The sequence below is a fragment of the Salmonella sp. 32020114201800008SM genome (genome assembly GCF_017572025.1).
GTDB classification, from domain to species: domain Bacteria; phylum Pseudomonadota; class Gammaproteobacteria; order Enterobacterales; family Enterobacteriaceae; genus Salmonella; species Salmonella enterica.
Genome location: NZ_JAGEQM010000005.1, coordinates 317,372 through 331,275, shown reverse-complemented (window position 1 = coordinate 331,275; position 13,904 = coordinate 317,372). Strand labels below are relative to the sequence as shown.

Annotated in this window: 17 protein-coding genes; 11 read left to right on the top strand and 6 right to left on the bottom strand. The window is 50.2% G+C overall.

The genetic code is table 11. The annotated features are described in order from the left end of the window. Positions 1-48: 48 nt before the first annotated feature. Positions 49-912, bottom strand: a complete 864-nt coding sequence (locus J4613_RS15685) for a YicC/YloC family endoribonuclease (protein ID WP_000621352.1) — start codon at positions 910-912, stop codon at positions 49-51. 125 nt (positions 913-1,037) lie between these two features. Between J4613_RS15685 and rph the strand changes: the two genes are divergently transcribed. Next, positions 1,038-1,754: a ribonuclease PH gene (rph, locus tag J4613_RS15680; protein WP_001247078.1), complete on the top strand. Its 717-nt coding sequence runs from the start codon at positions 1,038-1,040 to the stop codon at positions 1,752-1,754. A gap of 78 nt (positions 1,755-1,832) precedes the next feature. Continuing rightward, entirely contained in the window at positions 1,833-2,474 is a 642-nt protein-coding gene (gene pyrE, locus J4613_RS15675) for an orotate phosphoribosyltransferase (protein WP_000806167.1), read from the top strand. Between the two features lie 77 nt (positions 2,475-2,551). Here the strand turns inward: pyrE and slmA are convergent, their stop codons facing one another. The 3 genes from slmA to coaBC form a co-directional block, all read right to left on the bottom strand. Continuing rightward, on the bottom strand, positions 2,552-3,148 hold the full coding sequence (gene slmA, locus J4613_RS15670; RefSeq protein WP_000818607.1) for a nucleoid occlusion factor SlmA: 597 nt from the start codon (positions 3,146-3,148) through the stop codon (positions 2,552-2,554). Between the two features lie 107 nt (positions 3,149-3,255). Continuing rightward, complete coding sequence (gene dut, locus J4613_RS15665; protein ID WP_024149605.1) at positions 3,256-3,714, bottom strand: dUTP diphosphatase; 459 nt, start codon at positions 3,712-3,714, stop codon at positions 3,256-3,258. Then, positions 3,692-4,912, bottom strand: coding sequence for a bifunctional phosphopantothenoylcysteine decarboxylase/phosphopantothenate--cysteine ligase CoaBC (gene coaBC, locus J4613_RS15660; protein ID WP_020838483.1), 1,221 nt, complete (start codon positions 4,910-4,912; stop codon positions 3,692-3,694). Before coaBC ends, dut begins: the two co-directional genes overlap by 23 nt. Before the next feature lie 175 nt (positions 4,913-5,087). Between coaBC and radC the strand changes: the two genes are divergently transcribed. From radC to mutM, 4 genes are all read left to right on the top strand, one after another. After that, positions 5,088-5,753 carry a DNA repair protein RadC gene (gene radC, locus J4613_RS15655; RefSeq protein WP_000380129.1) on the top strand — a complete coding sequence of 222 codons (666 nt, stop codon included), beginning with the start codon at positions 5,088-5,090 and terminating at the stop codon, positions 5,751-5,753. Positions 5,754-5,970: 217 nt separating this feature from the next. Next, positions 5,971-6,207, top strand: a complete 237-nt coding sequence (gene rpmB, locus J4613_RS15650) for a 50S ribosomal protein L28 (RefSeq protein ID WP_001519051.1) — start codon at positions 5,971-5,973, stop codon at positions 6,205-6,207. Positions 6,208-6,227: 20 nt separating this feature from the next. Beyond that, complete coding sequence (rpmG, locus tag J4613_RS15645) at positions 6,228-6,395, top strand: 50S ribosomal protein L33 (protein WP_001051798.1); 168 nt, start codon at positions 6,228-6,230, stop codon at positions 6,393-6,395. A gap of 97 nt (positions 6,396-6,492) precedes the next feature. Then, positions 6,493-7,302 (top strand): bifunctional DNA-formamidopyrimidine glycosylase/DNA-(apurinic or apyrimidinic site) lyase, encoded by an 810-nt coding sequence (gene mutM / locus J4613_RS15640; protein WP_001114507.1) that lies wholly within the window; start codon positions 6,493-6,495, stop codon positions 7,300-7,302. A 27-nt stretch (positions 7,303-7,329) separates the two neighbouring features. On the opposite strand, the gene coaD is transcribed toward mutM, so the two are convergent. Then, positions 7,330-7,809 carry a pantetheine-phosphate adenylyltransferase gene (gene coaD, locus J4613_RS15635; protein ID WP_001171884.1) on the bottom strand — a complete coding sequence of 160 codons (480 nt, stop codon included), beginning with the start codon at positions 7,807-7,809 and terminating at the stop codon, positions 7,330-7,332. A gap of 8 nt (positions 7,810-7,817) precedes the next feature. Further along, a complete protein-coding gene (waaA, locus tag J4613_RS15630; RefSeq protein ID WP_000891582.1) occupies positions 7,818-9,095 on the bottom strand; it encodes a lipid IV(A) 3-deoxy-D-manno-octulosonic acid transferase in 1,278 nt (425 codons plus the stop codon). A 408-nt stretch (positions 9,096-9,503) separates the two neighbouring features. Between waaA and rfaQ the strand changes: the two genes are divergently transcribed. From rfaQ to waaB, 5 genes are all read left to right on the top strand, one after another. Further along, positions 9,504-10,574: a lipopolysaccharide core heptosyltransferase RfaQ gene (rfaQ, locus tag J4613_RS15625; RefSeq protein WP_001526672.1), complete on the top strand. Its 1,071-nt coding sequence runs from the start codon at positions 9,504-9,506 to the stop codon at positions 10,572-10,574. Further along, a complete protein-coding gene (locus tag J4613_RS15620; protein ID WP_001261577.1) occupies positions 10,571-11,695 on the top strand; it encodes a glycosyltransferase family 4 protein in 1,125 nt (374 codons plus the stop codon). The genes rfaQ and J4613_RS15620 overlap by 4 nt, the downstream gene beginning before the upstream one ends. After that, positions 11,688-12,485, top strand: coding sequence for a lipopolysaccharide core heptose(I) kinase RfaP (rfaP, locus tag J4613_RS15615; protein ID WP_000229825.1), 798 nt, complete (start codon positions 11,688-11,690; stop codon positions 12,483-12,485). The genes J4613_RS15620 and rfaP overlap by 8 nt, the downstream gene beginning before the upstream one ends. A gap of 55 nt (positions 12,486-12,540) precedes the next feature. Further along, complete coding sequence (locus J4613_RS15610) at positions 12,541-12,750, top strand: hypothetical protein (protein WP_000065393.1); 210 nt, start codon at positions 12,541-12,543, stop codon at positions 12,748-12,750. A 69-nt stretch (positions 12,751-12,819) separates the two neighbouring features. Further along, a complete protein-coding gene (gene waaB / locus J4613_RS15605) occupies positions 12,820-13,899 on the top strand; it encodes a lipopolysaccharide 1,6-galactosyltransferase (RefSeq protein WP_111742188.1) in 1,080 nt (359 codons plus the stop codon). The last annotated feature ends 5 nt before the right edge of the window (positions 13,900-13,904 follow it).

Genomic DNA, 13,904 nt, shown 5'->3' with positions numbered 1-13,904 from the left:
CGCGAGAGCCCGCATAAGGCGGGCTCTGTGACATATTGAGCGCCAGAATTATTCAATATTCTGGATTTGCTCGCGCATTTGCTCGATCAACACTTTTAATTCAATAGCGGAGTTAGTTACATCAGCGTTGATGGATTTGGAGGCCAGGGTGTTCGACTCACGGTTAAATTCTTGCATCATGAAGTCCAGACGGCGACCTACCGCCTCTTTTTTCTTCAGAATGTTGTAAGTCTCTTTGACGTGCGCTTCCAGACGGTCCAGCTCTTCCGCCACATCAATGCGCTGCGCCATCATCACCAGCTCTTGCTCCAGACGGTTGTTTTCCAACTGAACCTGAGCATCTTCCAGCTTCGCGACCAGGCGCTCACGCTGCCATTGCAGGATTTCCGGCATATGCGCGCGGACTTTCGCTACTTCGGCGCTGACGCCTTCCAGACGTTGTTCAATCAGCGCTTTCAGCGCCTGGCCTTCCGTTTCGCGCGCGACGATAAAGTCATCCAGGGTACCGTCCAGCGCGGCTAAAATTTCTGCGGCAATCGCGTCCAGATCCTGCTCTTGCGCCGCCATGACACCTGGCCAGCGCAAAATATCAACCGGATTGATTTCCCCTTCGTCGCTCTGCATTTTGACCCAGTTTGCGGCGCTAACTAATTGTTTCGCGAGCTTTTCATTCAGAATAAGCTCGCCTTGCGCGCTGGCATCGGGTTCAAAACGCAGCATACATTCGACTTTGCCACGCGTCAGGCGTGTACGAATGCGTTCGCGCACGACGGGTTCAAGACTACGGAACTGTTCCGGCAGACGAAAGTAAGTTTCCAGATAACGCTGGTTTACCGAGCGCATTTCCCAGGTCGCGCTACCCCATTCACCCTTGATTTCACGCCGGGCGTAGGCGGTCATACTGCGGATCATAGATGTTCCCGTTTTTAAAGGAGAGATGAGGGGATTATAGCTATCCAGGCCTTGTCAGGATAGGAATAACCATCGGAAGTCCGTATAATGCGCAGCCACATTCGTTTTAAGCCGGAGATCTCAATATGCGTCCAGCAGGCCGTAGCGCTAATCAGGTGCGTCCCGTAACCCTGACCCGTAACTATACAAAACACGCTGAAGGCTCGGTACTGGTCGAATTTGGAGATACCAAAGTGTTGTGCACCGCCTCCATTGAAGAAGGCGTCCCACGTTTTCTGAAAGGACAAGGCCAGGGGTGGATCACCGCAGAGTATGGCATGTTGCCTCGCGCTACCCATACCCGTAATGCGCGTGAAGCAGCAAAGGGTAAGCAGGGCGGCCGTACTATGGAAATTCAGCGTTTGATCGCGCGTGCGCTGCGTGCGGCGGTCGATCTGAAAACGCTCGGCGAATTTACCATTACGCTGGACTGCGATGTAATCCAGGCCGATGGCGGTACGCGTACAGCGTCTATTACCGGCGCCTGCGTGGCGTTGGCGGATGCGCTGAATAAATTGGTTGCCAACGGTAAGCTGAAAACCAATCCGATGAAAGGCATGGTGGCGGCGGTTTCCGTAGGCATCGTTAACGGCGAAGCGATCTGCGATCTGGAATATGTTGAAGATTCCGCCGCAGAAACCGACATGAACGTCGTGATGACTGAAGACGGCCGCATTATTGAAGTACAGGGTACCGCGGAAGGCGAGCCGTTCAGCCATGAAGAACTTCTCACTTTGTTGGCGCTGGCCCGAGGGGGAATTGAATCCATTGTGGCGACGCAGAAGGCGGCGTTAGAAAATTGATTTTAAGGCGACTGAAAAGTCGCCTTTTTTTTGTCCGTAAATTTCGTAAATGATGAAAGTAAGAAAAGGAGCGAATCCATGAAACCGTATCAGCGCCAGTTTATTGAGTTTGCGCTTAACAAGCAGGTACTAAAGTTTGGCGAGTTTACGCTGAAATCCGGGCGCAAAAGCCCCTATTTCTTCAACGCCGGGCTGTTTAATACCGGGCGCGACCTGGCGTTGTTAGGCCGTTTTTATGCCGAAGCGCTGGTGGATTCCGGTATTGAATTTGATCTGCTGTTTGGCCCCGCGTACAAAGGTATTCCGATCGCGACGACGACGGCGGTTGCGCTGGCGGAACATCACGATAAAGACCTGCCGTACTGCTTTAACCGCAAAGAGGCAAAAGATCATGGCGAAGGCGGGAGTCTGGTGGGCAGCGCGCTACAGGGCCGCGTGATGCTGGTGGATGACGTGATTACCGCAGGTACGGCGATTCGCGAGTCGATGGAGATTATTCAGGCGCACGGGGCTACGCTGGCTGGCGTACTGATTTCGCTGGATCGTCAGGAACGTGGCCGCGGCGAGATTTCCGCGATTCAGGAAGTGGAGCGCGACTATGGTTGTAAGGTTATCTCCATCATTACGCTGAAAGACCTGATTGCCTATCTGGAAGAAAAACCTGATATGGCTGAGCATCTGGCGGCTGTGCGAGCATACCGGGAAGAATTTGGCGTGTAAGCGAATTGCCCGGTGGCGCTTTACCGGGCCTATGTTTCTGTCGCCTGGATAAGGCGTGAGCCACTATCCAGTCAGCGTTACTGTAGCTGAGCGGCAATGAGCGGCCAGCGGGCGTCGAAATCGTCCGTTGGGCGGTATTTAAATTCGCTACGCACGAACCGTGAAAGCATCCCTTCACAGAAGGCTAACAGCTGGCTTGCCAGCAGATTTTCATCCGTCGTGTAGCCTTCGCCTTCACGCATTCTTTTTTCTCGTAGCACCTGGCGGAGCTGCGCTTCGATGCGTTCAAAAAGCTGATTAATGCGCCCCTGCAGGCGATCCTGTTCAAACATCAGCGCGTGCCCGGTAAGAATGCGCGTCAGGCCAGGGTTGCGTTCGCCAAAACCCAGAATCAGCAACACAATCAGGCGCAAACGCGTGCTGGTGTTTTTTTCATCTTTTAAAATCAGATTGATACGGGTAATCAGACTATCTTCGATAAACTCAATCAGGCTATCGAACATGCGGGTCTTGCTGGGAAAATGGCGGTATAGCGCCGCTTCGGAAACGCCGACCGAGGCCGCCAGTTTTGCCGTCGTGATGCGTTGGCTTCCATCGCTGGATTCAAGCATCAGCGCCAGTGACTGAAGTATTTCTTCGCGACGATTCCTTTTCGCAGTTTGTTTTTCTGCCATGTTACAAAATACCCCTGAAAATAAGCACTTGCCAGGCGAGCACCCACGCTATAACCGCAAACTCAGCGCTTGCGGCAGTATTATGACGTTATGGGGATGCGTAAAATTTACTTACGGCCAGAATGACCGAAGCCGCCCTCGCCACGTTCGGTGGCGTCAAATGCTTCCACCAGATTAAATTCGGCCTGAACGACCGGAACAAACACCATTTGCGCGATACGTTCGCCCGGTTCAATGGTAAAACTGTCCTGACCACGGTTCCAGATCGAAACCATCAGTTGCCCCTGATAATCGGAATCAATCAGCCCGATCAGGTTGCCCAGCACGATACCATGTTTATGGCCCAGGCCCGAACGCGGCAACATGACTGCCGCCAGTGATGGATCGGCGATATGAATGGCCAGTCCGGTAGGTACCAACGTCGTTGCGCCAGGCGCCAGTTCTACGGCGTCGTCGAGACAGGCGCGCAGGTCAAGCCCGGCAGAACCAGAAGTAGCATAAGTCGGCAGCGGAAACTGCTGACCAACACGCGGGTCCAGAATCTTAACGTCGATTTTTTTCATCATAACGGGTCACGATCTCGTCGAGTAATAATTGGCCCAGGAGTTCTTTTCGCTCAAGCGGTAAGACTTTATCTCCATCCTGCCAGAAAAGGTGTAAAGCGTTTTTATCGCTATTAAATCCCTGATTTGAAAGTGAAACATCATTTGCACAAATCAGGTCAAGGTTCTTACGGGTACGTTTTTGCCGGGCGTATTCTTCCACATTATTCGTTTCCGCGGCAAACCCAACAACGTAGGGGCGATTGTCACTGAGTGCGGCCACCCCGGCGACAATGTCCGGGTTTTTGACCATTTTTATTAGTAATTCATCACCTTGCGCCGCCTGTTTTTTGATTTTTTCACTGGCGATAGTCTCTGCGCGATAGTCAGCCACGGCGGCGCAGCTAATGAAAATGTGCTGCTGTTGAACGGCGGCCTGAACAGCGGCTTCCATGTCCAGCGCGGTTATGACATCAACCCGTTTTACAAAAGGCGGCGTCGGTAACGAAACGGGGCCGGAGACCAGCGTGACATTTGCGCCGCGACGCGCGGCGGCCGCCGCAATAGCGAAGCCCATTTTACCTGAGCTGTGGTTGGAAATATAACGCACCGGGTCGAGCGGTTCGCGCGTCGGGCCTGCCGTAATCATGATATTAAGATGTCGCAGATCGTTGACGGCAGCGAAATGCGCGGCGGCCTTATCAACGATAACTAATGGGTCCAGCATTCGGCCTGGGCCTACGTCGCCGCACGCCTGACTGCCGCTATCCGGCCCCCAAATGAACAGGCCGCGAGAGGCGAGCACCTCCAGATTATGTTGCGTGGCGGCAGCGCGGTACATCTGTTGGTTCATGGCCGGAAGAACGGCCACCGGGGCTGGCGTCGCCAGGCAGATGGTGGAGACTAAATCATTGGCCATACCCGATGCTACACGGGCGATCAGATCGGCGGTCGCGGGGGCAAGAATCACCAGGTCGGCCCATTTCCCCAACTCGATATGCCCCATCGCGGCTTCGGCGGCAGGGTCAAGCAGACTGTCGGATACGGGATAACCCGACACTGCCTGTAAGCTCAGGGGGGTAATAAAGGCTTTTGCCGCCTCGGTCATTGCCACGCGCACGTCAGCGCCGCGCTCACGTAAACGGCGCACCAGTTCCGGCGTTTTATACGCAGCGATACCGCCGCTAACGCCGAGAACAATTTTTTTACCGGCCAGGCTCATCATGTCTTTCCTGTTGGGTGACTTTGAAAGGCGGCTATTTTATCACAATCTCTACGGCGTCGTGTCTTTGCCTGCGCTCCACTTTGCGAGGCGCTACGCAAGAACAAAATCGGGGCGTCGATCTCTCCCAAAGGCTGTGCCACTATGCCGCTTCCTTAAAAAAGGAGGTGCGCGTATGGATACGTTGGACGAATTATTACCGCGTGAAAAAATGCTCAGATCCGGCATTGCTTCCCTCAGCGACGTGGAGTTGCTGGCGCTTTTTTTACGTACCGGCACGCCGGGAAAAGATGTTATGACGTTGGCAAAAGAGATATTGCAGCACTTTGGGTCGCTGTATGGCCTGCTGTCGGCGGACTTTGCGCAGTTTCGTGGCGTAAACGGCATCGGCCTGGCGAAATTCGCGCAGTTGAAAGGCATTGCTGAGCTGGCAAGGCGCTATTACAGCGTGCGCATGAATGAGGAAAGTGCGTTGCTGAGTCCGGAAATGACGCGGGAATTTCTGCAAAGCCAACTGACGGGCGAAGAGCGTGAGATCTTTCTGGTGATCTTCCTCGATGCCCAGCACCGGGTGCTTCAGCACAGCCGCCTGTTTTCCGGCACGCTTAACCACGTAGAGGTGCATCCGCGTGAGATTGTTCGGGAAGCGATTAAACTCAATGCTTCAGCGGTCATTCTGGCGCATAACCACCCTTCAGGCTGCGCAGAGCCAAGTAAAGCAGATAAACTTATCACTGAGCGCGTGATAAAGTGTTGCCAGTTTATGGATATCCGGGTGCTCGATCACCTGATAATTGGGCGCGGAGAGTACGTTTCTTTTGCCGAACGCGGCTGGATTTAAGATTCTTTGCGCGATCCATCGGGATCTTTGTCTGTTCGGGACTTGAGCATATCGCCGGGTCAGCGTATACTACGCCACCTTTGAGAATCTCGGGTTTGGCATTTGGGCCTGGCAATCGAGAGTTCAATAGAACTGCGCGATGACCAGGCTGTAAAGCCTGACGAGGCGCCGATACCCCATACGAAGCTCGAGCTAATTTGATTTTTGGAGAATAGACATGTCCCGAGTCTGCCAAGTTACTGGCAAGCGTCCGGTGACCGGTAACAACCGTTCCCACGCACTGAACGCGACTAAACGCCGTTTCCTGCCTAACCTGCACTCTCACCGTTTCTGGGTTGAGAGCGAGAAGCGTTTTGTCACCCTGCGTGTATCTGCTAAAGGTATGCGTATCATCGATAAAAAAGGCATCGAAACAGTTCTGTCTGAACTGCGTGCCCGTGGCGAAAAGTACTAAGTACTAAGAGGAAATAAATCATGGCTAAAGGTATTCGTGAGAAAATCAAGCTGGTTTCTTCTGCTGGTACTGGTCACTTCTATACCACTACGAAGAACAAACGTACTAAACCGGAAAAACTGGAACTGAAAAAATTCGATCCAGTTGTCCGTCAGCACGTGATCTACAAAGAAGCGAAAATCAAATAATTCTCGCTTTGATGTAACAAAAACCTCGCTTCGGCGGGGTTTTTTGTTTTCTGGCCGTCCCCATATTAATGAGACCTGCCACACAGCCGGAGACGTTATGCCTGAATTACCCGAAGTTGAAACCAGCCGCCGGGGTATTGAACCCCATTTAGTTGGCGCTACTATCCTGCACGCCCATATCCGTAACGGCCGTCTGCGCTGGCCGGTTTCAGATGAAATTTATCGTCTGAGCGATACACCCGTCCTTAGCGTTCAGCGTCGTGCTAAATATCTACTGCTGGAGCTGCCTGACGGCTGGATAATTATTCACCTGGGGATGTCGGGAAGCTTGCGGATACTGCCGGAAGCGCTGCCGGCGGAAAAGCACGACCATGTCGATTTGGTGATGAGCAACGGCAAAATTCTACGTTATACCGATCCTCGCCGCTTTGGCGCCTGGTTATGGACCAAAGAGCTGGAAGGGCATAACGTACTGGCGCATCTGGGACCGGAGCCGCTAAGCGATGAGTTTAATGGCGAATATTTGCAACAGAAATGCGCGAAGAAGAAGACGGCGATTAAACCCTGGCTGATGGATAACAAGCTGGTGGTCGGCGTGGGGAATATCTACGCCAGCGAGTCGCTGTTTGCCGCTGGTATTCACCCTGACCGCCTGGCGTCGTCACTCTCGACAGCGGAGTGCGACCTGCTGGCGCGGGTGATTAAAGCCGTTTTGCTGCGCTCTATTGAACAAGGCGGGACAACGCTGAAGGATTTTCTGCAAAGCGATGGGAAGCCGGGCTATTTTGCCCAGGAGTTGCAGGTGTACGGGCGCAAAGGCGAGCCGTGTCGGGTATGCGGTACGCCGATAGTCGCAACGAAACACGCACAGCGCGCGACGTTCTATTGCCGTCACTGTCAGAAGTAAAATGCCAGGCCCGGCAAGGTAGGAAACTTATTTCAACTTATCCATTAGCGCCTGATGCACATTGTCCGGCAGAAAGTGGGTCACATCGCCCTGATGGCGCGCCACTTCTTTGACCAGCGACGATGAAATAAACGACCACTCTTTGGACGGCATCAGGAAAACGCTTTCCAGTTGCGGCATCAGATGGCGATTCATATGCGCCAACTGCATTTCATATTCAAAATCCGCCACCGCGCGCAGACCACGAATCAGGATATTCGCCTGTCTGTCGCGGGCGAAATTGGCCATCAGGTCGCTAAAGCCTACCACCTCTACGTTACCCAGGTGTGCGGTCGCTTTTTGCGCCAGCGCCACACGTTCGTCCAGGGTGAACATGGGTTTCTTGCCGGGGCTGGCGGCGATAGCCAGAATGACATGGTCGAACATCTGCGTTGCGCGCGTCACAATATCGAGATGACCGTTAGTAATCGGATCAAACGTACCTGGATAAATCGCCCGTTTTTGCATGACAGTCCTCAATGCGTTTTCGGTGGCAGATAAGGTTCCAGCAGTTGCAGCAGACGCTGGAGCGCGCCCTGATTTTGATACAGCACTTCAACTGCGTGACGTCCGTAGAAATTACGATAATCAGCGTCGGTCAGTAAAGAGGAAACTTCTTTTGCCAGCGTAGCCGCATCGGTAATCGTGATAAGTCCGCTCGCCTGATCCAGACGGGCGCAAATATCTTTAAAGTTAAAGGTATGCGGACCCATCAGTACCGGAATCGCATGAGCGGCGGCCTCCAGCGGGTTATGACCGCCGCGTTCAACCAGCGAACCACCAACAAAGGCGAGATCGGCAATGCCATAGAGCAACATTAATTCGCCCATGGTATCGCCTACCACGACCTGGGTGCTGGCGGACGGTACTTCGCCCGAAGAACGAGTGATGTAGCTTAACCCTGCCTGACGCACAAGATTGATAGCATCCGGGAAACGCTCCGGATGGCGGGGCACCAGAATCAGTAATAAATTCGGGAATTGATGTAATAACGCCTGGTGAGCGGCGATAACGATACTCTCTTCGCCATCGTGGGTGCTGGTGGCAATCCAGACCGGACGGTGCGGCGCCCACTGGCGGCGTAGCGTAACGGCTTTAGCCGCCAACTGCGGCGTAACTGAAATATCAAATTTCAGACTGCCGGTGACCGTGACCTGATTGTTCTTCGCGCCCAATGCCACAAAGCGTTCGCCATCTTCTTCGTTTTGCGCGGCAATCAGGGTGATACGGCGCAAGAGCGTACGGACAAACTTGCCAAGCTTCGCATAACCCGCGGCGGAGCGGGCGGAAAGCCGCGCATTAGCGATAACCAGCGGAATATGACGTTTGTGCAGCGCAGCAATCAGATTTGGCCAGAGCTCAGTCTCCATGATCAATACCAGCTTAGGATCAATCTTATTGAGGAAACGATTGAGCGCATCGGGCAAATCATAAGGCAAGTAAACGTGCTGAACATCGTTGCCAAAGGCGGACTGGACGCGCTCCGAGCCGGTCGGCGTCATGGTCGTTACGGTAATAGGCAGATCGGGATAGCGATGACGTAGAGCGCGGACCAATGGGATGGCCGCCAGAGTTTCGCCCACCGAGACGGAATGCAGCATGATTCCGCCCGGTTTCAACGGACGGCGGTAGAATCCGTAGCGTTCACCCCAGCGCTTACGATAGGCCGGCGCTTTACGTCCACGCACCCAAAGCCGTATCCAGATCAGAGGCTGAATAAGGTAGAGAAGAGCGGTGTAAAGCAATTCGAGCATAGTAAATAGCTGACTTATGGATGTGCTGGGGATTCTATGTATTTAGCCTGGGCTTTACCATTACTTTTCCCATTTTTGCGCCAAATTGGCTCAGAAGCGAGGATTCCAGGCGCTGAACCCCATTATTTTTGCATTTTTACGCAATCCATTGAAATTTGCCGCCCTTGTCGCCCCAGACAATGGGAATGACCATTCACAAGAGGGGGATAAATTATTATCTCTTTGAATTTATGATTAAAAAAATGATTGTGTATAAAAATTATTCGTATCGGATTGCTGCGAAAGAAGTGTTACACTAGCGCATCTAAAATGAGTGCGGTATTAGCCATCGGGTTGCTGTGAAGCCTGGGGCGGTAGCGTGCTTTTTTCTGCTTATTTATCCGGACAATTTCAACCAAAGAGTCGCTTGTGGAAAAGCCATTTCGAAGAATTCTGATTATAAAAATGCGTTTTCATGGAGACATGTTACTTACCACCCCTGTCATCAGCACGCTGAAGCAGAATTATCCCGATGCAAAAATCGATGTGCTTCTTTACCAGAACACCATACCGATATTGTCGGAAAATCCGGAGATTAATGCACTCTACGGCATCAGTAACAAAGGCGCAGGAACAAAAGAGAAGATCAAAAACGCGCTATCGCTAATCAAAAAATTGCGTGCTAACTCGTATGATCTGGTCGTCAATCTCACCGATCAGTGGAGCGTGGCGCTTATTGTGCGTTTTTTAAACGCAAAAATAAAAATCTCGCAGGATTTCGGTAATCGTCAGTCTGCTCTATGGAAAAAGAGCTTTACGCATTTAGTACCTTATGCGGGAGAACATGCTGTTGAGCGCACATTATCCGCGCTAAAGCCGTTAGCGCTAAAACAGTATGTCACGGAAACCACCATGAGCTATCGCCCGGAACATTGGGAAAACATGCGACAACAGCTCAAACAACTTGGTGTGACCCGACAATATGTTGTTATTCAGCCTACGGCACGGCAGCTATTTAAGTGCTGGGATAATGATAAATTCTCGCAGGTTATTGATGCCGTGCAGCGCCGCGGTTATCAAGTTGTACTGACGTCAGGCCCGGCCGCAGACGAGATGGCCTGCGTGGATGCTATTGCACGCGGCTGTGAGACAAAACCGGTTACTGGTCTGGCGGGTAAAACTCGCTTTCCTGAATTGGGTGCGTTGATTGACCATGCGGATCTCTTTATCGGCGTTGATTCGGCCCCCGGTCATATTGCCGCAGCAGTCAAAACGCCGGTCATTTGTCTTTTTGGCGCGACGGATCATGTATTCTGGCGTCCCTGGACCGACGACATCATTCAGTTTTGGGCAGGAAATTATCAGCCGATGCCTGAACGGCATGAGCTTGATCGTAATAAAAAATACCTTTCCGTTATTCCGGCTGAAGATGTTATCGCCGCGACGGAAAAAATGCTGCCGCATGAGGCACGCACCATAGATTTGGACAGTCTGCTATGAGAGTTGCCTTTTGCTTATATAAATATTTTCCTTTTGGCGGTCTGCAGCGTGATTTTATGCGCATTGCCCAAACCGTGGCGGCGCGAGGGCATCAGGTTCGTGTTTATACTCAGTCATGGGAAGGGGAATGCCCGGATAACTTTGAATTAATCCGCGTGCCGGTTAAATCCCGGACGAACCACGGTCGTAACGCAGAATATTATGCCTGGGTGCAACACCATTTGCGCGACCACCCTGTCGATCGGGTGGTTGGATTCAATAAGATGCCGGGCCTTGATGTGTATTACGCCGCAGACGTGTGTTACGCCGAAAAAGTCGCACAGGAAAAAGGATTTTTCTATCGCCTGACATCACGCTATCGGCATTATGCTGCTTTTGAACGCGCCACGTTTGAACACGGCAAGCCGACGCAACTATTAATGCTGACGAATAAGCAGATTGCTGACTTCCAAAAACATTATCAGACTGAAGCGGAGCGTTTCCATATTCTTCCTCCGGGGATTTACCCGGACAGAAAATATAGCCAACAGATCCCAAACAGTCGTCAAATTTATCGTCAGAAAAATGGTATCTCAGAACAGCAAAAATTACTGTTGCAAGTAGGGTCTGACTTTACCCGTAAAGGTGTGGATCGCTCTATTGAAGCGCTGGCATCGCTACCCGAATCTTTACGGCAAAATACGGTGCTCTATGTTGTCGGGCAGGATAAGCCGAAGAAGTTTGCAGCACTGGCTGAAAGAAGCGGCGTCGGCACGAATGTGCATTTTTTCTCCGGACGTAATGATATCGCGGAGTTAATGGCGGCAGCCGACCTTTTACTGCATCCAGCCTATCAGGAAGCTGCTGGTATTGTTTTGCTGGAAGCCATTACTGCTGGTTTGCCGGTGCTGACAACCGCGGTGTGCGGTTATGCACATTATATTGTGGATGCAAACTGTGGCGAAGCGATGACTGAACCATTCCGCCAGGATGCGCTAAATGAGGTTTTACTCAAAGCGCTGACACAGCCTTCCTTACGCAACGCCTGGGCTGAAAATGCGCGGTATTATGCTGATACCCAGGATTTATACAGCTTACCGGAGAAGGCCGCGGATATTATTACAGGTGATTTAGATGGTTGAGCTGAAAGCGCCGTTAACCACACTATGGCGCGGTAAAGATGCTTTTGAGGAAGTAAAAACGTTACAGGGCGAAGTGTTCAGAGAGCTGGAGACGCGTCGAACATTGCGGTTTGAGCTGGACGGTAAAAGCTACTTCCTGAAGTGGCATAAAGGTACTTCGCTGAAAGAAATTGTGAAGAACCTGATTTCGTTACGTATGCCTGTTCTGGGCGCTGACAGAGAATGGCACGCCATTCATCGTCTACATGAGCTGGGCGTTGATACGATGCACGGCGTTGGTTTTGGTGAAAAAGGCGTAAACCCGCTAACCAGAACATCATTTATTATCACCGAAGATTTAACGCCCACCATTAGCCTTGAAGACTACTGTGCTGACTGGGCTGTTAATCCACCGGACGCGCAGGTGAAGTGGATGATCATTAAGCGTGTTGCGACTATGGTACGTAAAATGCACGCCGGGGGAATTAACCATCGCGACTGTTATATTTGCCACTTTCTTCTGCATTTACCTTTCACTGGTCGCGAAGAGGATTTAAAAATCTCCGTAATTGACCTGCATCGCGCGCAGATACGCCAGCACGTTCCCCTTCGCTGGCGTGACAAAGATTTAATTGGGCTTTATTTTTCTTCAATGAATATTGGCCTGACTCAGCGAGATATATTCCGGTTTATGCGTGAGTATTTCTCTCTCCCCCTGCGAGAGATTTTGCAAAAAGAATCGGGGTTGATTCATCAGGCAGATGTTAAAGCCGCTCGAATTAAAGAAAGGACAATAAGAAAAAATCTGTAATTATAATAATTATGCACTCAGTGAGTAATTTATGAGTGAGACAAGGATAGACAGAATGTCTAACATTAAAAGTTATATTTCAAACCAAAAAAACATAATTCAACATGATGATTTTTTTGGAAGAAGACTGGACATTGCTCTTTGCTTTGATCATGGTTTTATAATGCCAGCAGGTGTGGCAATATATTCCATTATCGAAAATAATAAAGATATTGACTACGCCTTAAAGCAAAAAGAGAGATGTCAGGTAAAAATTACTCTATAGGGTTATATTACTATTTTTGCTATTTAATATCTAAAGTCTTTAGATTAAGGTTTTAACTCTGGGGTATATATGAAAATAGCTTTTATTGGCGAAGCGGTATCCGGTTTTGGAGGGATGGAAACCGTTATTAGCAACGTTATCCATACGTTTGAAAATAGCTCTCCGAAAATCAACTGTGAAATGTTTTTCTTTTGTCGTAATGACAAAATGGATAAAGCATGGCTAAAAGAGATTAAATATGCGCAATCATTCTCAAATATAAAATTAAGTTTTCTTCGTCGAGCTAAGCATGTTTATAATTTTAGTCAGTGGCTGAAAGAAACGTCACCGGATATTGTGATATGTATTGATATCATCTCATGTCTTTATGCCAATAAAGCACGAAAGAAAAGTGGTAAACAGTTTACTATTTTCTCGTGGCCGCATTTTTCGCTCGACCATAAAAAACATGCAGAATGTATAACGTACGCGGATTATCATCTGGCCATAAGTAGTGGTATTAAAGAACAGATGATGTCACGGGGTATCTCAGCGCAAAATATTAGCGTCGTTTATAATCCTGTCTCTATTAAAACAATCATTGTGCCGCCGCCTGAGCGCGATAAACCCGCTGTATTTCTCTATGTAGGGCGTCTTAAATTTGAAGGACAGAAAAGAGTTAAAGATTTATTTGATGGCTTAACTCGTACGACAGGGGAATGGCAGCTACATATTATTGGTGATGGCTCAGATTTTGAAAAGTGCCAGGCCTATAGTCGGGAGCTTGGTATTGAGCAGCGTGTGATCTGGTATGGTTGGCAAAGCGCGCCGTGGCAAGTCGTACAGCAAAAAATAAAAAATGTCACCGCGTTACTACTTACCTCTGCGTTTGAGGGATTTCCTATGACCCTGCTGGAAGCAATGTCATATGGAATTCCGTGTATTAGTTCTGATTGTATGTCTGGCCCGCGCGATATGATTAAACCCGGTTTGAATGGTGAGCTTTACACTCCGGGTGCTATAGATGATTTTGTAGGACACCTTAATCGCGTTATTTCTGGTGAAGTAAAATATCAGCATGATATTATTCCCGGCACGATTGAGAGATTTTACGATGTGCTATATTTTAAAAATTTTAATAATGCGATATTCTCGAAATTACAAAAGTGATCACT